This is a genomic window from Mesorhizobium sp. B2-9-1 (genome assembly GCF_006439455.1).
Classification (GTDB): Bacteria; Pseudomonadota; Alphaproteobacteria; order Rhizobiales; family Rhizobiaceae; genus Mesorhizobium.
In genome coordinates this window covers 436,844-457,135 of the sequence record NZ_VFTP01000001.1, presented here as the reverse complement: position 1 = coordinate 457,135, position 20,292 = coordinate 436,844, and the positions used below count along the sequence as shown (strand labels likewise).

The 20,292-nt window shown below is 63.1% G+C and carries 19 protein-coding genes and 1 pseudogene; 11 read left to right on the top strand and 9 right to left on the bottom strand.

The window, feature by feature from the left end; all coding sequences use genetic code 11:
* Positions 1–22: 22 nt before the first annotated feature.
* The 6 genes from FJW05_RS02215 to FJW05_RS02190 form a co-directional block, all read right to left on the bottom strand.
* Complete coding sequence (locus tag FJW05_RS02215; protein ID WP_140627430.1) at positions 23–322, bottom strand: HigA family addiction module antitoxin; 300 nt, start codon at positions 320–322, stop codon at positions 23–25.
* 36 nt (positions 323–358) lie between these two features.
* Positions 359–640, bottom strand: a complete 282-nt coding sequence (locus FJW05_RS02210) for a type II toxin-antitoxin system RelE/ParE family toxin (RefSeq protein ID WP_140627428.1) — start codon at positions 638–640, stop codon at positions 359–361.
* A 94-nt stretch (positions 641–734) separates the two neighbouring features.
* A complete protein-coding gene (gene glmS, locus FJW05_RS02205; protein WP_140627426.1) occupies positions 735–2,558 on the bottom strand; it encodes a glutamine--fructose-6-phosphate transaminase (isomerizing) in 1,824 nt (607 codons plus the stop codon).
* Between the two features lie 357 nt (positions 2,559–2,915).
* Positions 2,916–4,286, bottom strand: coding sequence for a bifunctional UDP-N-acetylglucosamine diphosphorylase/glucosamine-1-phosphate N-acetyltransferase GlmU (glmU, locus tag FJW05_RS02200; RefSeq protein ID WP_140627424.1), 1,371 nt, complete (start codon positions 4,284–4,286; stop codon positions 2,916–2,918).
* Between the two features lie 148 nt (positions 4,287–4,434).
* The gene (locus FJW05_RS02195; RefSeq protein ID WP_140627422.1) at positions 4,435–4,872 is read right to left on the bottom strand and encodes a nuclear transport factor 2 family protein; all 438 of its coding nucleotides are present in this window, start codon (positions 4,870–4,872) and stop codon (positions 4,435–4,437) included.
* A 77-nt stretch (positions 4,873–4,949) separates the two neighbouring features.
* Positions 4,950–5,696, bottom strand: a complete 747-nt coding sequence (locus FJW05_RS02190) for a cytochrome c biogenesis CcdA family protein (RefSeq protein ID WP_140627420.1) — start codon at positions 5,694–5,696, stop codon at positions 4,950–4,952.
* A 165-nt stretch (positions 5,697–5,861) separates the two neighbouring features.
* Between FJW05_RS02190 and FJW05_RS02185 the strand changes: the two genes are divergently transcribed.
* The 9 genes from FJW05_RS02185 to rpmG all read left to right on the top strand — a co-directional run bounded on the left by FJW05_RS02185 (position 5,862) and on the right by rpmG (position 15,183).
* A complete protein-coding gene (locus FJW05_RS02185) occupies positions 5,862–6,239 on the top strand; it encodes a hypothetical protein (RefSeq protein WP_140627418.1) in 378 nt (125 codons plus the stop codon).
* Between the two features lie 278 nt (positions 6,240–6,517).
* The gene (gene topA / locus FJW05_RS02180) at positions 6,518–9,085 is read left to right on the top strand and encodes a type I DNA topoisomerase (RefSeq protein WP_140627416.1); all 2,568 of its coding nucleotides are present in this window, start codon (positions 6,518–6,520) and stop codon (positions 9,083–9,085) included.
* 6 nt (positions 9,086–9,091) lie between these two features.
* Positions 9,092–11,398 (top strand): ribonuclease R, encoded by a 2,307-nt coding sequence (gene rnr, locus FJW05_RS02175; protein ID WP_140627414.1) that lies wholly within the window; start codon positions 9,092–9,094, stop codon positions 11,396–11,398.
* On the top strand, positions 11,398–11,841 hold the full coding sequence (locus FJW05_RS02170) for a DUF983 domain-containing protein (protein ID WP_140627412.1): 444 nt from the start codon (positions 11,398–11,400) through the stop codon (positions 11,839–11,841). The genes rnr and FJW05_RS02170 overlap by 1 nt, the downstream gene beginning before the upstream one ends.
* 91 nt (positions 11,842–11,932) lie before the next feature.
* The gene (locus FJW05_RS02165; protein WP_140627410.1) at positions 11,933–12,673 is read left to right on the top strand and encodes an NUDIX domain-containing protein; all 741 of its coding nucleotides are present in this window, start codon (positions 11,933–11,935) and stop codon (positions 12,671–12,673) included.
* 20 nt (positions 12,674–12,693) lie between these two features.
* On the top strand, positions 12,694–13,869 hold the full coding sequence (locus FJW05_RS02160; RefSeq protein ID WP_140627408.1) for an MFS transporter: 1,176 nt from the start codon (positions 12,694–12,696) through the stop codon (positions 13,867–13,869).
* A gap of 92 nt (positions 13,870–13,961) precedes the next feature.
* Positions 13,962–14,447 carry a hypothetical protein gene (locus tag FJW05_RS02155; protein WP_140627406.1) on the top strand — a complete coding sequence of 162 codons (486 nt, stop codon included), beginning with the start codon at positions 13,962–13,964 and terminating at the stop codon, positions 14,445–14,447.
* A gap of 32 nt (positions 14,448–14,479) precedes the next feature.
* Positions 14,480–14,842, top strand: a complete 363-nt coding sequence (locus FJW05_RS02150) for a nuclear transport factor 2 family protein (RefSeq protein ID WP_140627404.1) — start codon at positions 14,480–14,482, stop codon at positions 14,840–14,842.
* Positions 14,843–15,015: 173 nt separating this feature from the next.
* The gene (rpmG, locus tag FJW05_RS02145; RefSeq protein WP_006201775.1) at positions 15,016–15,183 is read left to right on the top strand and encodes a 50S ribosomal protein L33; all 168 of its coding nucleotides are present in this window, start codon (positions 15,016–15,018) and stop codon (positions 15,181–15,183) included.
* A gap of 490 nt (positions 15,184–15,673) precedes the next feature.
* Here the strand turns inward: rpmG and FJW05_RS02135 are convergent, their stop codons facing one another.
* A complete protein-coding gene (locus tag FJW05_RS02135; RefSeq protein WP_140627402.1) occupies positions 15,674–17,047 on the bottom strand; it encodes a PleD family two-component system response regulator in 1,374 nt (457 codons plus the stop codon).
* Between the two features lie 31 nt (positions 17,048–17,078).
* Complete coding sequence (locus FJW05_RS02130; RefSeq protein ID WP_040995610.1) at positions 17,079–17,450, bottom strand: response regulator; 372 nt, start codon at positions 17,448–17,450, stop codon at positions 17,079–17,081.
* 240 nt (positions 17,451–17,690) lie between these two features.
* Between FJW05_RS02130 and FJW05_RS02125 the strand changes: the two genes are divergently transcribed.
* Both FJW05_RS02125 and FJW05_RS02120 read left to right on the top strand, forming a co-directional pair.
* A complete protein-coding gene (locus tag FJW05_RS02125) occupies positions 17,691–17,990 on the top strand; it encodes a DUF3572 domain-containing protein (protein ID WP_140627400.1) in 300 nt (99 codons plus the stop codon).
* Positions 17,987–18,641, top strand: a pseudogene (locus tag FJW05_RS02120) (hypothetical protein). Before FJW05_RS02125 ends, FJW05_RS02120 begins: the two are co-directional and overlap by 4 nt.
* A 9-nt stretch (positions 18,642–18,650) precedes the next feature.
* Here the strand turns inward: FJW05_RS02120 and FJW05_RS02115 are convergent.
* Entirely contained in the window at positions 18,651–20,228 is a 1,578-nt protein-coding gene (locus FJW05_RS02115) for a hypothetical protein (protein WP_140627398.1), read from the bottom strand.
* Positions 20,229–20,292 lie beyond the last annotated feature (64 nt).

Below are 20,292 nucleotides of genomic sequence, written 5' to 3'. Positions count from 1 at the left end.
CGAAGTTTTTAAAGAGCGATTGTCAGGCCGCTGTATCCAGCGGCACGATCTTCTCGAGTTCCGACGCTATTTTGCTCGCTTCGATCTCCAACTCGTAGGCCTTCTGGAAGTTCATCCAGAACTCGGGCGTGGTGTTGAAGAACCTGGCGAGGCGAAGCGCCGTATCCGGAGTAAGACCGACTTCCTCCTTGACGATGCGCTCGATCCGGGTGCGCGGAAGATTAAGCTTCTTTGCAAGCACGCCGGCACTCATGCCGAGCGGCACCAGATACTCCTCGCGCAGGAATTCTCCCGGGTGGATGGGGCGTGCGAACTTGAGCATAACTCCGTATCCTCAAAGGGTTAGGGCGAGTGCCGTTCAATGGTAGTCGACAATTTCCACATCTTCGGCTCCGGCGGCTGTCCATCTGAAACAGATGCGCCATTGGCCGTTGATGCGTATGGAATGTTGCCCGACACGATCCCGCTTCAGAGCCTCCAGATGGTTTCCAGGTGGCGACCGAAGGTCATTCAGTTGGACGGCATTATCAATCGCCCGGAGCCGCCTTTCAGCCCGGGCGACCAGATCCGGCGGAAATCCCTTAGGTGCCCTGCCAGCCGCTACCTCTTCGACCGTCTTGCCTTTGAATGAAACGATCAACAGCCATCCCCACGTGCCGTATCATACTCTGATACGTAGCCGGCAGCAAGATCATGTATCATTAATTGATACAGATCAATCGTGGAAACGAAACCTACTCCACCGTCACCGATTTCGCCAGATTGCGCGGCTGGTCGACGTCGGTGCCCATGAAGACGGCGGTGAAATAGGCCAGCATCTGGATCGGCAGCGCGTAGATGATCGGCGAGATGATCTCCGGCACTTCGGGCAGGATAATCGTCTCCATCGTCTTGATGCCGGCCTGCGCGGCGCCCTTTTTGTCGGTGATCAGGATGATCTTGCCGCCGCGCGCCGCCACTTCCTGCATGTTCGACACGGTCTTTTCGAAGATACGGTCATGCGGCGCGATCACGATCACCGGCATGTTCTCGTCGATCAGCGCGATCGGACCATGCTTCAGCTCGCCGCCGGCATAGCCTTCGGCGTGGATATAGGAGATTTCCTTGAGCTTCAGCGCGCCTTCCATGGCCAGCGGGAAATTGGTGTCGCGGCCGAGATAGAGCACGTCCTTGTAGCGCGACAGCTCGCGCGAGATGCGCTCGATCTGCTCGTCGAGCTTCAGCACCTGGGTGGCGTAGCGCGGCGCCTCGGAAAGCTCGCGCACCAGCTGCTTTTCCTGATCGGGCGAGATCGTGCCGCGCGCCACGCCCGCGCGGACCGCGAGCGCAGCCAAGACGGATAGCTGACAGGTGAAAGCCTTGGTCGAGGCGACGCCGATCTCCGGCCCGGCAAGCGTCGGCAGCACGACGTCTGATTCGCGCGCCATGGTCGATTCCCGCACATTGACGACAGCACCGATTTTCATGCCGGCCTTGCGGCAATAGCGCAGCGAAGCAAGCGTGTCGGCGGTCTCGCCCGACTGCGAGATGAAGAACGCCGCATCATTGGCCGAAAGCGGCATCTCGCGATAGCGGAACTCGGAGGCGACATCGATGTCGATCGGCAGCCGCGCATAGCGCTCGAACCAGTATTTCGAGATAAGCCCGGCGAGATAGGCGGTGCCGCAGGCCGAAAGCGCAAGGCGGCCGATCTTGGCGAAGTCGAACGGCAGGTCGAGCGGCTTCGACACCCCCGATGCGAAATCCACGTAATGCGCCAGCGTGTGCGAGATCACCTCGGGCTGCTCATGGATTTCCTTTTCCATGAAATGGCGGCGGTTTCCCTTGTCGACCATGAAGCTGGTCGACAGTGACTGCTGGCGCTTGCGGTCGACTTGTCTACCGTCGATGTCGTAGATGGTCACGCTTTCGCGACGCACGACCGCCCAGTCGCCGTCTTCCAGATATGTGACCGCATTGGTGAAAGGCGCCAGCGCGATGGCGTCCGAGCCCAAAAACATCTCGCCCTCGCCATGGCCGACGGCCAGAGGCGGGCCGTTGCGGGCGCCGACGATCAGGTCCTCGTCGCCCTTGAACATGATCGCCAGGGCAAAGGCGCCGGAAAGCCGCTTCAGCGCCGCATGCGCGGCTTCCACCGGCTTCAGCCCCTTGGCGAGCTCGCGCGCCACCAGATGCGCGACGACCTCGGTGTCGGTCTGCGAAGAGAATGAGTAGCCGTCGCGGGTGAGCTCGTCGCGCAGCTCGGCGAAATTCTCGATGATGCCGTTGTGGACGATGGCGACGCCCTCGGAAAAATGCGGATGCGCATTGGTCTCGTTGGGCACGCCATGCGTCGCCCAGCGGGTGTGGCCGATGCCGATCGTGCCGTCGAGCGGCTCGTCCTTCAGCCGGCGTTCGAGATTGACCAGCTTGCCCTCGGCGCGGCGGCGGCCGAGCTCGCCCTTTTCGATGGTGGCGACGCCAGCCGAGTCGTAGCCGCGATATTCAAGCCGCTTCAGCGCATCGACGATGAGCGGCGCGACTTGGCTTCGGCCAACGATTCCAACGATACCGCACATGGCGATTGCCCCCGATTCCCAGCAGAAAACCCAGCGCTATCTATGGATTGCCGGGCTGCCGTAAAAGTCACTTTGCGTTTCGTTCCGTGTCAACCGGAACCCTGTTTGAAGACCACCATGGCAGAGGGCCATTGCGATCCAGTTACCGCAATTGCTCGGTTTTTCAGCCGCTTCAGCGCCGAAGCGTGCACACGCATTGCCGTTCGTCTCCGCTGTGAGGTGCTGCTGGGGTGTCGAGTATCATTTGCCGCGGCGGTGCGTCATCCTCCAAATGACGATCCACGCTGGATCGCGCAAGCCGGCTTTGAGACGCGGCTCGCGCTGCCGCTGTTCTTCCTGATCCCCAATCCCTGCTCGCTATTCCGCCGCAGCCTTCTTCTTCGCCGCGGCGGCCGAGGCGAAGCGCTCGCGCAACTCCTTGCCCTTGCCGGGAATCGTCTTCTGGCGGGCGCGGCCGAAGGCGAGCGCATCATCGGGCACACTCTCGGTGATCACGCTGCCGGAAGCGATATAGCCGCCTTTGCCGATCGAAACCGGCGCCACCAGCGAGGAATTCGAACCGACAAAGGCCCCCTCGCCGATGTCGGTGAAGAATTTCGAGTAGCCGTCATAATTGCAGGTGATGGCGCCGGCGCCGATATTGGCTGCCGCACCCACGCGCGCATCGCCGATATAGGTCAGGTGGTTGACCTTGGCGCCCTCCTCGATCGTCGCCTGCTTGACCTCGCAGAAATTGCCGACCTTTGCCTTGTTTCGAAGGTCCGCGCCGGGCCGCAGCCGCGCGAACGGCCCGACATCACAGTTTGAGGCGATCGTTGCGCCCTCGATATGGCTGAAAGCATGGATCTTGGCGCCCGATGCGATCTTGACGCCCGGCCCGAACCAGACATTCGGCTCGACGATCGTATCGGTGCCGATCTCGGTATCGTGCGAGAAATAGACGGTTTCGGGCGCGATCAGCGTGACCCCAGACAGCATCGCCTCGCGCCGCCGGCGCGTCTGCCAGATGGCTTCCGCCTCGGCGAGCTCGGCCCGGTTGTTGATGCCGAGCGCGCTTTCGAAACTCGCTTCCGTCGCTACCACGTCGAGCCCTTCCGCGCCGGCGATCTCAACGATGTCGGTGAGGTAGAATTCGCCCTTCGCGTTCTTGTTGCCGACCTTGTCGAGCAGCCGCAGCGCATGCTTGGCCGCAACCGCCATCATGCCGGCATTGCAGAAGCCGATCTTTTTCTCTTCCTCCGAGCAGTCTTTCTCCTCGCGGATGGCGATGAGACGGCCGCCCTTTTCGATCAACCGGCCGTAGCCGGTCGGGCTTGGCGGACGGAAGCCGATGACCGCGACGGCGGCACCCTCCGCCAGCTTCTGCCGCGCTGCGGCCAGCGCCTGCGCATCGATTAGCGGCGTGTCGCCGAACATCACGAGAATGTCGTCATAACCCTTTGATATCGCTTCACGCGCGGCAAGGACCGCATGCCCGGTGCCGAGCCGCTTCTCCTGCACGAAGGTCTCCGCCTTTGGCGCGAATTTCTGCACCGCCTTGCGCATCTCGTCTGTGCCGTGGCCGATCACCAGCGCCACACCGGTCGCGCCGGCAGCCTCAGCGGCTTTCACGACGTGCGCCACCATCGGCAGGCCGGCAATGGCATGCAGCACCTTGGGCATCGCGCTTTTCATGCGCGTGCCTTCGCCGGCGGCGAGGATAACGGACAGGCAGGTTCTCTGGCTCATGGATGGGCAACCGTATGAAAAAGGTTTGAATCAATGCATGCTAGCAGCGCAGGCCATGCTGCACCAATGCGGTTAAATTCCGGTGAGATAGGTTCAGCAACTGACTTTCAATCAGTAGCTCTACCAAGGAAAAATCCCGCAATCGCCGCTACAGCAGCCCGTGCCTCTTGAGCTCCGCCTGTTCATCGCCCGAAATCCAGCCGAACACCTTTAAGCTGCCATCGCGCCGTTCGACGAGATAGTCGACTTCGAAATCGATGGTGACCGAACTTTTGTCCTTGCGCTCATATTCGCCCGACCATTGCACCTTGGCCACGCAATGGTCCTGATCGATTGGGGTCACCGAGACATCCTTGCAGGTCATCCTCTTGCTGCCCAGCGCGCGATAGGCCTCAAAACCCTTCTTCATCGTGTCTTTCAGCTGCTGGCCGTTCTCGCCCGCCATGACACCGGCCGGCGTCACCGAGACGAAGCCGGTCGAATACAGTGCGCCGACATCGCCCCTATCGACATTGCCGGCGATCGCATCGTTGTAGAACTTCTCATAGCTCTTGAAGAACGTCTGCACATCCGCCTTGGCTATCATTCCCGCCTCGTTGCAACTGCTTGCGTACAAGCTTGTAACATCGGCTCTCAGCCATCGTTCCGGGTCGGCGGTGGCGCCTATCCCAGCCTTCCCAGAACCGGGAAATTCTCCAAGAGCCAGTAGGACGCGCTCTGCACGCCGCCAGTGAGGAAAAACACGCCGGCGACGACCAGCAGCGCGCCGATCGTCTTCTCGACGCGGCCGAGATGGACGCGGAATTTGCCGAGAAAGCGCATGAAGGCGCCGGAAAACAGCGCCGCGATCAGGAACGGGATGCCGAGGCCGAGGGAATAGGCGGCAAGCAGCAGCGCGCCCTCGCCCACGGTCTCGCGCCCGCCGGCCAAAGTCAGGATCGGCCCCAGCACCGGGCCGATGCAAGGTGTCCAGCCGAAGGCGAAGGCCAGCCCCATGACATAGGCCGCGATCATGCTGGCCGGCTTGCCCTGCGACTGGAAGCGCGCCTCGCGTGACAAAAGCGGAATGCGCAGGATACCGAGGAAGTTGAGGCCCATGATGATGATCAGCACGCCCGCCGCCATCGCCAGCGGCTCCTGCCAGACGCGCAGCAGGCGGCCGATGGTCGAGGCGCCGGCCCCAAGCGCCACGAAGACGGTGGAAAAGCCGAGCACGAAGGCCACGGAAGCATAAAGCAGCGCGCCGCGCGCGCCTTCCTTTGCCGTCACGCTTTGATTGCCACGGAAATCGTCGACCGAAACGCCGGCCATGTAGCAAAGATAGGGCGGCACCAGCGGCAGCACGCAAGGCGACAGGAACGAGATCGCCCCTGCCCCGACCGCGCTGACATAGCCGATGTCCAATGCCATTCAATGAGTCCCGATTGTGCTGGCGTCGATATAGCGATGCGGGCACGCCCGTGCCAATCACCATTGTGTGGCACGTCGCCGCTTCGCCTCAGGAAGAAACAGGCATCCCAACGCGTTGACCGAACAAGCGCGCGACTGCCGCGCGCTTGTTTCAGGGAGACTACCGTGAAAGCAATCGCACTCGGCTTTGCCGCGCTACTGCTGGGCACCGCCGCATCCCAGGCCGCCGAAGCCTGGAAGGAAGCCGAAGTCAGCGGCACCAAGATCTATACCGACGCCAAGGGCATGACGCTCTATACCTTCGACAAGGACGAGAAGGGCAAGTCCAATTGCTACGACAAATGCGCCGCCAACTGGCCGCCGCTGAAGGCCGAGGCCGGGGCCAAGGCCGACGATGAATGGACGATCGTCGACCGCACCGACGGCAGCAAGATGTGGGCCTATGACGGCAAGCCGGTCTATACCTTCGTTAAGGACGAGAAGGCCGGCGACATGACCGGCGAAGGCGTTGCCGGCGCCTGGCACGTGGTCAAGGCCGACTGAGGCAACGCTGTTGAATGCCCCGGCTGCCGGTTCCCTTGATCCGGCAGCCTGTTGTTGATTACCGATCGTCCGCCCGGTTCGAGGCGTGCATGCCTCCATCCCCAAAAATGTGATCTTTGCCATACACTCTAAGAGTGTATTGCCAGCGGCCGCTTCCCAAATTGGCGGCTTCCCCTTGACCGATCGCAAAAGCACGGCCATGTGAGCGACGAAAAGAGTGGGATTTCGTCGCGCGTCGCGGAGTTCTTCCGCCACCTCACAGCTGAATAAGAGACCTCATGGACGTCGTCGTCGTCGAATCGCCGGCCAAGGCGAAGACAATCAACAAATATCTCGGCAAGAACTATAAGGTTCTGGCCTCGTTCGGCCATGTCCGCGATCTGCCGGCCAAGGATGGCTCGGTGCGCCCTGACGAGGACTTCGCCATGTCCTGGTCGGTCGACACCGCATCGGGCAAGCGCCTCGCCGACATCGCCAAGGCGGTCAAGGATGCCGATGGGCTGATCCTCGCCACTGACCCGGATCGCGAGGGCGAGGCGATTTCCTGGCACGTGCTCGAAGTCCTGAAGCAGAAGCGCGCGCTGAAGGACAAGCCGGTCAGCCGCGTCGTCTTCAACGCCATCACCAAGGCCTCGGTGCTGGATGCCATGGCCAATCCGCGCCAGATCGACGCGCCGCTTGTCGACGCCTATCTCGCCCGCCGCGCGCTCGATTATCTCGTCGGCTTCACGCTGTCGCCGGTGCTGTGGCGCAAGCTGCCGGGCGCCCGCTCCGCCGGCCGCGTGCAGTCGGTGGCGTTGCGCCTGGTCTGCGACCGCGAATCCGAGATCGAGCGCTTCATCCGCGAGGAATACTGGCAGATCGCAGCCATCCTCGGCACGCCGCGCAACGACAGTTTCGAGGCGCGGCTGACCGCCTTTGCCGGCAAGAAGCTGCAAAAACTCGACATCGCCAACAAGACTCAGGCCGACGACATCAAGGCGATGCTCGAAGGCGCGACCTTCAAGGCATTGTCGGTCGAGGCCAAGCCTACCAAGCGCAATCCCGGCCCGCCCTTCACCACCTCGACGCTGCAGCAGGCCGCCTCGTCAGGCCTCGGTTTCTCGGCCACGCGCACCATGCAGGTCGCGCAAAAGCTCTATGAAGGCATGGACATCGGAGGCGAGACCGCCGGCCTCATCACCTATATGCGTACCGACGGCGTGCAGATGGCGCCGGAGGCGATCGAGGCTGCCCGCAGCGCCATAGTCAGCGAGTTCGGCGCGAAGTACCTGCCGGAGAAGCCGCGTTTCTACACCACCAAGGCGAAGAACGCCCAGGAAGCGCATGAGGCGATCCGCCCGACCGATTTCGGGCGCACGCCTCAGTCGGTCAGGCAGTATCTCGACGCCGACCAGGCGCGCCTCTACGAGCTGATTTGGAAGCGTGCCATCGCCAGCCAGATGCAGCCGGCCGAGATCGAACGCACCACGGTCGAGATCGAAGCCGTCAACGGCGCTCGTGCTGCCGAGCTTCGGGCCGTCGGTTCGGTTATCCGCTTCGACGGCTTCATCGCCGCCTATACCGACCAGAAGGACGAGGACGCGGAGGACGAGGAGAGCCGCCGCCTGCCCGAGATCCGCTCCGGCGAGCAGCTCGCCCGCCAGGCGATCAACGCCACCCAGCATACCACCGAGCCGCCGCCGCGCTATTCCGAGGCGTCGCTGATCAAGAAGCTGGAAGAGCTCGGCATCGGCCGGCCATCGACCTACACCGCGATCCTGAAGACGCTCGAGGACCGCGACTACGTGACCATCGACCGACGCCGGCTGGTGCCGCAGGCAAAGGGCCGGCTGCTCTCGGCCTTCCTCGAAAGCTTCTTCGAACGTTACGTCGAATACGACTTCACCGCTTCGCTCGAGGAGAAGCTCGACGAGATTTCCGACGGCAAGCTCGCCTGGAAGGACGTGCTGCGCGACTTCTGGAAGGATTTCTCCGGCGCCGTCGACGACATCAAGGAACTGCGCGTCGCCGACGTGCTCGATGCGCTCAATGAAGAACTCGCGCCGCTGGTCTTCCCGGAACGCGAGGACGGCTCCAATCCGCGCATCTGCCCGAAATGCGGCACCGGCAATCTGTCGCTGAAGCTCGGCAAGTTCGGCGCCTTTGTCGGCTGCTCGAACTATCCCGAGTGCTCCTACACACGCCAGCTCGGCGACGCCGCCAATCCCAATGGCGAGAACGGCAATGGCGAGGACGGCGTCAAGCTGCTCGGCAAGGACCCTTACACCGCCGAGGAAATTACCCTGCGCAGCGGCCGTTTCGGCCCCTATATCCAGCGCGGCGAGGGCAAGGAGGCCAAGCGCTCCAGCCTGCCCAAGGGCTGGACGCCCGACTCGATCGACCACGAGAAGGCGCTGGCGCTGCTGGGTCTGCCGCGCGATGTCGGCAAGCATCCCGAAACCGGCAAGATGATCTCGGCCGGCCTCGGACGCTACGGCCCGTTCGTGCTGCATGACGGCACCTATGCCAATCTGGAAAGCATCGAGGACGTGTTCTCGATCGGGCTGAACCGCGCCGTTTCGGTGATCGCCGAGAAGCAGCAGAAGGGCAAGGGTGGCCGCAACGGCGCCACGCCGGCGGCGTTGAAGGACCTCGGTGACCATCCCGACGGCGGCGGCAAGATCGTCGTGCGCGACGGCAAATATGGTCCGTATGTGAACTACGGCAAGGTCAATGCGACGCTGCCAAAAGGCAAGGACCCGCAATCGGTGACGATGGACGAAGCGCTCGCCCTGATTGCCGAGAAGGAAGCCAAGGGCGGAGGCGGCAAAAAGCCCTTCCGCCGGGCGGCGAAGAAGGGATAGCAGGACGTGGCGCGCAGGATCTCCGGAAGAAGCCACGGCGATCCGCGCAACGCCGACACCAGGGCCAAGGTCAAGGACGACTATCGTCCCTCGCGTGACGAGGTCCTGCGCTACATCGCCGAAAATCCCGATCGCTCCGGAAAGCGCGAGATCGCCAAGGCCTTCGCGCTGCGCGGCGAGGACCGCATCTGGCTGAAAGACCTGTTGCGAGACCTTCAGGACGAAGGCCTCCTCAACAAGGAGCGCAAGCGCCTCACCCGCGCGGGCGCCGTGCCTCATGTCGCGGTGCTCGACATTTTTGGCCGCGACGATGACGGCGTGCTTCTGGCGAATCCAAGTGAATATACCGGCGCCGGCTCGCCCCCCGTCATCGCCATCCGCATCTCGCGCGCCGCCGGAGGCCCGGTCCCCGGCATTGGCGACCGTGTGCTTGCCAAGACTTTCCCGACCGACGATCCGTCAGGCCCTGCCTATACCGGGCGGGTGATGAAGATCTTCGAGAAGCGCAGCGACGCCGTGCTCGGCGTCTTTCGCGTGCTGAAGGATGGGACGTTCCGCATCGAGCCGGTCGAACGGCGCCAGCCGGAACTGATCGTCGACAAGGAATTCCAGAACGGCGCCAGGAATGGCGATCTGGTGGAGGTGGAGCCGGCGCGGGCATCCCGTTACGGACTGCCCCGGGCAAAGGTGCTGGCGGTGCTGGGCTCGCTGAGCAGCGAGAAGGCGGTCTCGATGATCGCCATCCACGCCCACGACATTCCCCATGTCTTTCCTGCGGACGTGATTGCCGAGGCCGAAGCGATGAAGCCGGCGACGCTCGATCACCGCGAGGACTGGCGCAGTCTGCCGCTGGTGACCATCGATCCGGCCGATGCCAAGGACCATGACGACGCGGTCTTCGCCACGCCGGACATGGACAAGAAGAATCCCGGCGGCGTTGTCATCACCGTGGCGATCGCCGATGTCGCAACCTATGTTCGCTACGGCACGCCGCTCGACCGCGAAGCCCTGAAGCGCGGCAATTCGGTCTATTTTCCGGACCGCGTCGTGCCCATGCTTCCTGAACGCATCTCCAACGATCTCTGCTCGCTGCGCGAGGGCGAAGACAGGCCGGCAATCGCCGTGCGCATGACCTTCTCCTCGGAAGGCCGCAAGCTCAGGCATTCCTTCCACCGCGTCATGATGAAGTCGGCCGCCAAGCTCGCCTACCCGCAGGCGCAGGCCGCGATCGACGGCGTGCCCGACGACAAGACACGGCCGATCCTCGACAGCGCTTTGAAGCCGCTATGGGACGCCTACGCCGTGCTCAGGCGCGGCCGCCAGTCCCGCCAGCCGCTTGAGCTCGACCTGCCCGAGCGCAAGATCCTGCTGAAGCCCGACGGCACGGTCGACCGCGTCGTCGTGCCGGAGCGCCTCGACGCGCATAAGCTCATTGAGGAATTCATGATCCAGGCCAATGTCGCGGCCGCCGAGACATTGGAGGGCAAGAAAGAGCCGCTCGTCTACCGCATCCATGACGCGCCGTCGCTCGCCAAGCAGGAATCGCTGCGCGAGTTCCTGGCAACGCTCAGCCTGTCGTTGGCGCGCGGCGCGCAGATGCGGCCGAGCCAGTTCAACGGCATTCTGGAGCGGGTGCGCGGCGCCGACAACGAGGCGCTGGTCAACGAAGTGGTGCTGCGCTCGCAGAGCCAGGCGGAGTACTCGCCGAAGAACATCGGCCATTTCGGCCTCAACCTCCGGCGCTACGCCCATTTCACCTCGCCGATCCGCCGCTACGCCGATCTGATCGTGCACCGTGGACTGATCGCGGCGCTTGGCCTCGGGCCCGGCGGCCTGGCGCAGCAGGAGGCGGACCGGCTGGAAGAGGTCGCCGCGCTGATCTCGGCGACCGAGCGTCGCGCCATGGCGGCCGAGCGCGATACGGTCGACCGGCTGATTGCCGCTTATCTCGCCGAGCGCGTCAACGACACGTTCGACGCGCGCATCTCCGGCGTCACCAAGGCGGGACTCTTTGTCCAATTGCCGCAGTATGGCGCCGACGGCTTTATTCCGGTGTCAACTCTGGGCGGCGACTACTATATCTACGACGAAACCGCCCGATCGCTGTTCGGGGAACGCACCGGCAAGGGCTATCAGCTTGCCGATCGTGTCGAAGTCCGGCTGGTCGAGGTCGCGCCAATGGCCGGCGCGATGCGTTTCGAGATGCTGACCGACCCGAAGCCCCTGCCCGGCTCAAGGCGGTCGTTCCACAAGGCCAAGGGCCGCGCCCGCGCGTCGCAATCGCGCTCGGGACCGCGCGGCAGGAGACGATAATGCCAGGTAACGTCCAAGTGCAAGAACAGGTTTTCGGCGGCAAGCATCATTCGGGCCGCGTCGCGCGTCCGCTGTGGACGGCGATCAAGCGCGGGATACTCGGCCGCTGCCCGCATTGCGGCAAGGGAAAGCTGTTCCGCGCTTTCGTGAAGCCCGTCGACAAGTGCGGGGTCTGCGGCGAGGAACTGCACCACCATCGCGCGGACGACCTGCCTGCCTATCTGGTCATCGTCATTGTCGGCCACATCGTGGTCGGCTCCTTCATGGCAGTGGAGGCGACCACCACGCTGTCTACGTGGCAGCACGCGCTGATCTGGGTGCCGTTGACCATCATTCTGGCCGTTGCGCTGCTGCAGCCAGTCAAGGGCGCTGTCATCGGCCTGCAATGGGCGCTTTATATGCACGGCTTCGGCGACGAGAAGGACGAATTCGAGAGCCATTGATAAGCCAGGCCGCACCGCGGTCGGCCCTGGTGCAAAGGCCGCGACGCGCAAGCCACTTTCGCATCAAGGAAGTTTCCGCTAGGTCGAGCGCATGGAAGGAATGACCAAGGCGGATGTCGACAAGCTCGATAAGGGCCTGGCCGTACGCAGCGGCCGGGCGTTGCGCCCGCGTGATGCGGCGACCCTCATTCTGCTCGATCGCCGGGACAAGGATGTTCTGGTGCTGATGGGCCGGCGCCATGCCGGGCACGCCTTCATGCCCGGAAAATTCGTCTTCCCCGGCGGCCGCACCGATCCCGCCGACAGCCGCGTTCCCGTCGCTGCCCCTCTGCGGGGTGAAGAAGAAGGCAAGCTGGCCGCAGGCCCCGGCGGCGCGAGCGCGGCGCGGGCCCGCGCAATCGCCCTATCGGCGATTCGCGAGACCTATGAGGAAGCCGGCCTGCTGATCGGCCGCAAGGGCGCCTTCTCGACCGCGAAGCGCGACTGGCAGGGTTTTGCCGAACATGGCGTAGTCCCCTCGCTTGACGCGCTCCGCTTCGTCGCCCGCGCCATCACTCCGCCCAATCGCGTGCGCCGTTTCGACACGCGTTTTTTCAGCGCCTGGCGCCACGACGTTGCCGTGGAATTGCCCGGCGGCGGTCCGACGAACGAACTCGAAGAACTTGTCTGGCTGCCGCTTGCCGATGCCCGCAAGGCCGACATCCCCGACATCACCGGCGTGGTCCTGGAAGAACTGGAAAGTCGGCTTGCCGAAGATCCATTGCTGCGGCCGGGGGGCGCCGTGCCGTTCTTCCGGCTCGTCCGCAACCGCTTCGTCCGCGAAGTCCTTTAGAAACAGAGCATTTTGATCCCATGACGGTCGATACCCAACAACAGGGCGACGAACGCGTACACTGGCTGCCGATGGTCGCGGCGATCTCTTCGATCAGCGTCGTCGGCATCGCCATAGGCTTAGGCATGCCGCTGCTCAGCGTCATTCTGGAAAGTCGCGGCCATTCCGCTTCGATGATCGGTCTCAACACCGCTGTCGCCGGTCTCGCCTCGATTGCCGGCGCGCCGCTCGCTACCCCGCTTGCCATGCGGCTAGGCGTCGCCTGGACCATGCTGTTGATGATTGCCATCGGCGCGCTCGCCTTCGTCGGCTTCCATTTCGCGCCGGAATTCTGGATGTGGTTTCCGCTCCGCGTCGCCCTGCATATTTCGCTGACGGTATTGTTCATCCTGTCGGAATTCTGGATCAGCACCTCCGCCCCGCCGAACCGGCGCGGCCTTGTGCTCGGCATCTACGCCACCGTGCTGTCGCTCGGCTTCGCCGCCGGACCATGGCTGTTCGCCCATCTAGGCAGCACGGGCTTCCTGCCGTTCGGCGTCACCATAGCGCTGGTGACGCTTGCCGCCATTCCGGTGCTGGCCGCCCGCAACGAGAGCCCGACCATCGTCGCCGACAGCGAGACCAGCCACTTCCTGCGCTATATCTGGCTGGTGCCGACCGCGACCTTCGCCGTGCTTGTTTTCGGCGCCGTCGAGACCGGCGGTTTCTCGCTCTTCCCCGTCTACGGCAATCGCATCGGCTATTCGGAAGCCGACGCCGCGCTGCTCCTGACAATGATCGGGCTCGGCAATGTGCTGCTGCAGATCCCGATCGGCATGATCAGCGACCGCGTTTCCGACCGCCGCTACCTGCTGCTGGCCTGCGCCACGGTCGGGCTCATCGGCACCGTCTTCATGCCGTTCTTCGCGCAGAACTGGCATCTGATGGCGGCCCTCTTGTTCGTCTGGGGCGGCGTCGTCGCCGCCATGTACACGATCGGCCTTGCCCATCTCGGCTCGCAGCTGTCCGGCCATGAACTGGCATCCGCCAATGCTGCCTTCGTGCTTTGCTATGGCGTCGGCATGGTGCTGGGTCCGCAGGCGATCGGCATCGGCATGGATGCCTTTGGCCCATCCGGCTTCGGCTGGTCGCTGGCCTTTTTCTTCGCCGCCTACATGGCTCTGATCCTGGTCAGGCTGGTGCGCAAGATTCTCTAGGCAATGCCGCTGAAGCGTCGGGCATCCTGACATCACCGTGTCAGCAGCACCCCTGCTATAACCTGCCTCCGACGCGAGGTAGGAGAATTGCGATGGTCGACAGCGGCTTTGAAACCAGATCCCTCAGGATGGAACTGCTTCTGCTCGTCACGTTCCAGGCACCGGCCGTCGATGTCGAGCGCATCATGGAGGCCGTGGTGGCGATCACGCCGCTGCGCATGGGCAAGTATGACGCCAACGCCTATCAATCGGCGCAAGGCATCGAGCATTACCGGCCTCTCGAAGGCGCCGCGGCCGGCGCTGAGACCGAACTGCGCCGGCGACCCGGCACCGTCGAAGTGTCGTTCGAGATCGCCGACGACCAGGTGCTCGCCGCCCGTGTCGTCGAGGCGATATTCCAGGCCCATTCCTATCAGGAGCCCGTCATCCGCATCCAGCCGCTGCTCGCCAGCCGTTCCAAGGGTCTTGACGACCGTGCCAATCCCAACCGCTGGTGGAACACCACGGGCGACTGGAAAAAGGCGGGTGAGGATCGACTCGGCAAGGCGCCAAGCCCGGAATCGGTTGCGGCGGAGTAAAGCCGGAGCCTTGCAGCGCTTGGAAATCGCCGATGAATGACCACGCAACCCGCATGCCCGCACGCGATCCTCAGGACCTGGCGCGGCTTTTGGTTGCTCGCCAGCAGGCGGGAGACGCTGAAGGCATGGCCGCTCTCTACGCGCCCGATGCCATCCTCGATATCGGCAGCGGGCAGTTGGCGCGCGGCAGGGACGCCATCCGCGCGTTCTACGCCAAGTTGGTGATGGCGGGGCCAAAGTTTGAACTTGGAGATCAGCGTCCGGCTATGATCAACGGAGATTTGGCTCTCACCTCCACGCGCCTTCCCAATGGCACGGTGACTGTGGAAATTGCTCGCCGGCAAGGCGACGGCACATGGCTCTGGGTGATCGACCAGCCATCCATCCTTCCATGAGCCGTGACTCATCGTCGTATCCGGAACGATCCTCGGGCGCTCGCGGGCTCGGAGGGCGCTCGGGCTTGACTTTCCGGGCGCGTTCTTTATGTGTCGCGCCAAGTTTCCCGCGTCCGGGTGTTTTCCCCGTGCTTCAGCGGCCAAAACTCCACGAACATTAACGGACGAAAATCATGGCCAAAGCCGCAAACATCAAGATCAAGCTTCTGTCGACCGCCGACACCGGGTTCTTCTACGTCACCAGCAAGAACAGCCGTACCAAGACGGACAAGCTCTCGTTCCGCAAGTACGATCCGGTCGCCAAGAAGCACGTCGAGTTCAAGGAAACCAAGATCAAGTAATCTGGTTATCCTGCGAAACCAAAAACGCCGCCCAGAGGGCGGCGTTTTTGTTTTAGGTCGCCCGTACGACAAAGGAGCCGTGCCACGATCAAGCACGGGGTTCCGATGTCGGTTTTTGAGAAAAGGGGGCCGGTCGGCGGTTGGCAGCGGTACGAGGAGGCCACTATGTGCCAGCGCCGGCCGGCCGACCCCACGGACCCAGGAGATGCGGCGGACCTGAGCATCATGGGGTATTTTTGGATCGAGCCGGCTACTCTACCCTCGCGCCGGCCTCGTCTTCTGTCTATGCGTCGCAGATTTGCGCAAGACCTTATAAAAATCAACCATTTCTTAACCACCGCTCACGAATCGCTTGGGTTAAGGTAAATTCGTAACCCTGTTGGGACGGCCGAGAATCGTCGCCTTTTTGCCGAGCATGTCTCCCGAAACTGGAAACCGGTTTCGGGATAAAGACCGGCGCGTGCGGGGTCTGAAAGATCGCGACGTGTTTTCAGGCAGCCTTGGCGACCACCCTGTTGCGGCCGCCGCTTTTGGCCTCATAGAGCGCAAGGTCGGCGCGCTTCATCAGGGCGGCGACGCTGTCGGTCCCTTTCAGAAGCGAGGACACGCCGACGCTGACCGTGACCTCGATCGCCTTGCCGTCGGCACCGATGGCAAAAGGCGCTTGCGCGATCTCGGCGCGAATGCGTTCGGCAACCTTCTCGGCGACCGCGCCGTCGGTGTCAGGCATAACCACGACGAACTCCTCGCCGCCAAAGCGGCAGGCGAGATCGATGCCGCGCACATTCTTGCGCAGCCGCCGGGCGAACTCGCGCAGAACGTCGTCACCGCCGTCATGGCCATGGGTATCGTTGATCGACTTGAAGCGATCGAGATCGGTGATCATCACCGACAGGGGCCGCCGCCGCGCCACGGCGCGATCGAACAGCGTCTGCAGATGGCTGTCGAGGTAGCGGCGGTTGTGCAGCCCGGTCAGCCCGTCGATCACCGCCATCTCGATCGTCTGCGCGACGCTGGCGCGCAATTGGTCGTTGTAGCGCTTGCGCCGCACCTGTGTGCGCAGGCGCGCCGTCAGCTCGTGCTGGTCGATCGGCCGGATCAGGTAGTCATTGATGCCAAGTTCCAGGCCACGCAGGATGCGGCCCTCCTCGCCCTCGTCGGCGAGCAGCATGATCGGCAGGAAGCGGGTGCGGTCGAGCGAACGCAGCTGCGAGCAGAGTCTCAGCGCATCGAAGTCGGAGAAGGCAGTCGAGATCAGCACGCATTCATACGCCGTCTCGGCCGCCTGGAAGAACCCCGCATTCGGGTCGGTCGCGACATCGAGCTCGGCGGTGTTGCGCAGCATCTTCTGGATGCGTTCGACGGAAGTTTTGCGCTCATCGATGAGAAGCACCCGCGGCTTGGCGTCTTCGGTCGCGAAATCGCGGCTCAGAAGCTCCTCGATGCCGATATTGCGCGTGGTCGAGGCGCGCAGCCTGAGCTCGTCGGTCAGCGACTTCAGCCTGACCAGGCTCTTGACGCGTGTCATCAGCTGCAGGTCGTTGACCGGCTTGGTCAGGAAATCGTCGGCGCCCGCCTCGAGGCCGCGCACCCGGTCCGACACCTGGTCGAGCGCGGTGATCATGACGACAGGAATATGCGAGGTCGCCGGATCGCTCTTCAAGCGCTTGCAGACCTCGAACCCGTCCATGTCCGGCATCATCACATCGAGCAGCACGACGTCGACCTTGCCGTTCTCGCAGGTCTCGATCGCATCCGGGCCGTTATTGGCCGTCAGCACCTCGAAATACTCGGCAAGCAGCCGAACCTCCAGCAGCCGCACATTGGCGGGGATATCGTCGACGACGAGGATCCGCGCGGTCATCTCAAAACTCCGGTTCTGCTGGTCTCGGGCATCAGGCGTCGCCCAGATAGGATTTGATCGTCTCGATGAAGCGCGGCACCGAGATCGGCTTGGAAATATAGGCCTCGCAGCCGCCCTGGCGGATGCGCTCCTCATCGCCCTTCATGGCGAAGGCGGTGACGGCGATGACGGGGATCGAATGCAATTCGTCGTCTTCCTTCAGCCATTTGGTCACTTCCAGGCCGGACACTTCCGGCAGCTGGATGTCCATCAGGATGAGGTCCGGCCGGTGCTGGCGCGCGAGGTCGAGCGCCTCCAGGCCATTGCGCGTGCGAACCGTGTCGTAACCGCTGGCTTCGATGAGGTCCCGAAAGAGCTTCATGTTAAGCTCATTGTCCTCGACGATCATCACCTTCTTAGCCATCAGTTTCCCGTCCCGACCGCCCTCGAAGCCGAAGGCCGTCGCAATGCGTCCCCTTCGGACCGCACCCAACCCATTTCCACTCTAACCCAATATGATTGACGAAACGGAAACCGGAGGTTGGAAAGCTGCACCAATTCCACCTTCGGACGTTGCATGGGAAAGAGCGGAGGCTTGCCGCAAGCGACGCTTGCCGTTACTGCGGAAGGAGACTCGAAAAAATCCACCATTGCAAAGGTAACGATGGCGAACGCAGCGTCAATGCGCGAGGAAGCGGAAACCGTTGCCGTCAAGGCCCTGGCCTTCGTCGCCGCCGACCCGGAGCTTCTGCCCCGCTTCCTGGCGATCACCGGCATCGAGGCGAACTCGATCCGCAGGGCCGCAGCTGAGCCGGGCTTCCTTGCCGGCGTTCTGCAATTCATCCTGGCGCACGAGCCGACGCTTCTGCGCTTCGCCGAAGAGACCGGCACGCCGCCTGCCGCCGTCGGCAAGGCGCTGCGCGCCCTTCCGCTCGGCGACGACGATCACGAGCGCTCGACATGAGCGACGATCCCGAGACGGCGCGGCAGATCGAAGAGCTTGCCGTCGATGACCGGCCGCTGCTGGTGCTCGATGTCGACGATGTCGTGCTCGAATTCGTCCGGCCCTTCCCGCATTTCCTGAAGTCGCGCGGCTTCGGGCTGACGCTGGCTTCCTTCCGCCTCACCGGCAACATCGCCGAGACGGCGAGCGGGCGGCTGATCGAGCAGCCGGAAGTGACGGCGCTTTTGGGCGAATTCTTCGACGCCCAGGCGGATTGGCAAAGCATCGCCGAGGGCGCGGCGGACGCGCTGGCGATGCTCGGACGAAGCGCCGAGATCGTCCTGCTGACCGCCATGCCGCACAAGCACCGCGCCGTGCGCCGCGCGCATCTCGATGCGCTGGGACTCAATTATCCGCTGCTGACGACGGAAATGGCCAAGGGACCTGCCATCGCGAAACTGCGCGGCGTCAAGAGCCGGCCCGTCGCCTTCGTCGACGACCAGCCTTCCAACCTGGTTTCGGCGCGCAATTCCGTGGCCGATGCCCACCTCTTCCATTTGATGGCTGACAACTCGCTGCGCGCCCTTCCTGCCGCCGACGCCGGAAGACATCATCTCGGTCGAGGACTGGCGCGATGCGGCGCCAAAGATCGCAGCCGCGCTCGGGCTTTAACCTAAGCACTCAAGGCTTCAGCTTCGCTCCGGCCCCACCATTGTCGCCGCCGTCCGAATCATCGCCGCCGGCGGAATCATCCGTTCCGCCCGCGCCGTCGTCGCCTGAGTTGTCATCCTGGCCCGCGCTGTCGTCCTGGGCGGCGTCCGGTCCCTTCAGCATGGCGCCGTTGACCGTGACTGATCCATCGGCCTTGGTGTTGATCATCCACTCCAGCCGGCCGTCCGGCAGCGTCTTGCCAAAACCTTTGACGGCCAACGCAAATGGGAAGGCCTGCGCCATCTGCTCATCGCTTTTGGCGGCTTCCTTCAAGGCATCGATGATCTTGTCATAGCCGGCGACATCGACGGTCACGGTCGCATCGGGTTTCTCGCCGGGAAAGGTCATCTCGCCTTCCAGCGCAACCTCGATACTTCCGTTCTTCACCGTGCTGTGCCCGATCACGACCTTCGGATTTTTGGCCTTGAAATCGGCGACCAAAGCTTTGCCGAATTCGTCCGACAGCGGCGGATTCTTATTGAGATCAAAGGCTTCGATCGCCTTTTTCGCCATCGTATCGAGATCGATATTGGCGCCGCCGAAATTCAGGTCGATGTCGGTGGGCAGCAATGGCGTGGTCCATTCCGGCAGGGTCTGATGCGGGATCGTCAGGCCGGCAGCCTTGATCGCGTAATCGACCTTGCCGTTCTGGGAGACGCCATCCATGCCGAATGCGGTGCTGAATTGCGTAGCGCCGAACTTGCCGACCGGGCTGTCCACCTCGAAATTCTTGAAGCCGTAATTGCCGTCGACCCTTTCCCAGATGGGCAGCGCGGCCAGCATCAACGATTTGAGCTCGGCCTGGTTGGCCTTGAGCTTGGCTTCGTCTTCATTGGCCACGGCAAAGGCAAGCAGGTCGAGCAGCGGCTTCGTCCGCACGCCTTTGCCGTGTGCGTCCACCGAAAGTTCCGGCGTCTTCAAGGTGAGCGGAAAGTTCATCCCGCTGTCGGGGTCGTTCACCTTGATCATCTCGACGAAGTCCGAGACTTTCTGCGTAGCCGTGAAGTCGACGCCGCCATTGGCGGATTTGGTCGCGGTAACGTTGGCGGTGCCGGCGCCGGTCGAGACATCTGCCTGCTGCTTGGCTTGCCGGGACGTCATGGTCATTCCGGCCAATGAGCTGGTCGCGCTGGTGAAGGCGGCAAGGGCCGGATCGTAGACGCTGGTCAGCTTGCCGTCCTTGATCGTGAACTCCATGCTCTGACGGCCTTCCGGTCCTTCGAACTCGAAGGATGCGCCTTGCGAGAAATTCGACGAGACGTCCCAGGACCCGTCGCTGCGCGGCTTCACCATCAGCGCGTATGGCGCCATGTCGAATTTCAGGAGCTTCTGTTCCGGCAGCGCATTGACGAGCGCCTTGACGTCAAGCGCGATCTTGTAGGCGTCGCCCTCGACCGAAACCTTGAGCACGCCTTTGTCGAACGCCTGCTTGCCGAAATAGCGCGCCAGATTGTCGGACAGATCTTTGGCGCCTTGATTGTCGACGGTCTGGGCAAAAGCCGGCGCGCTGAGCGCAAGGGCAAAGGCAAATGGCAAAATACGCTTCACGTCAGTTCTCCGTGATTTCGGAAGACGAAATATTCATGCTTCTGGTAGGCAAGAAGCGTAACAG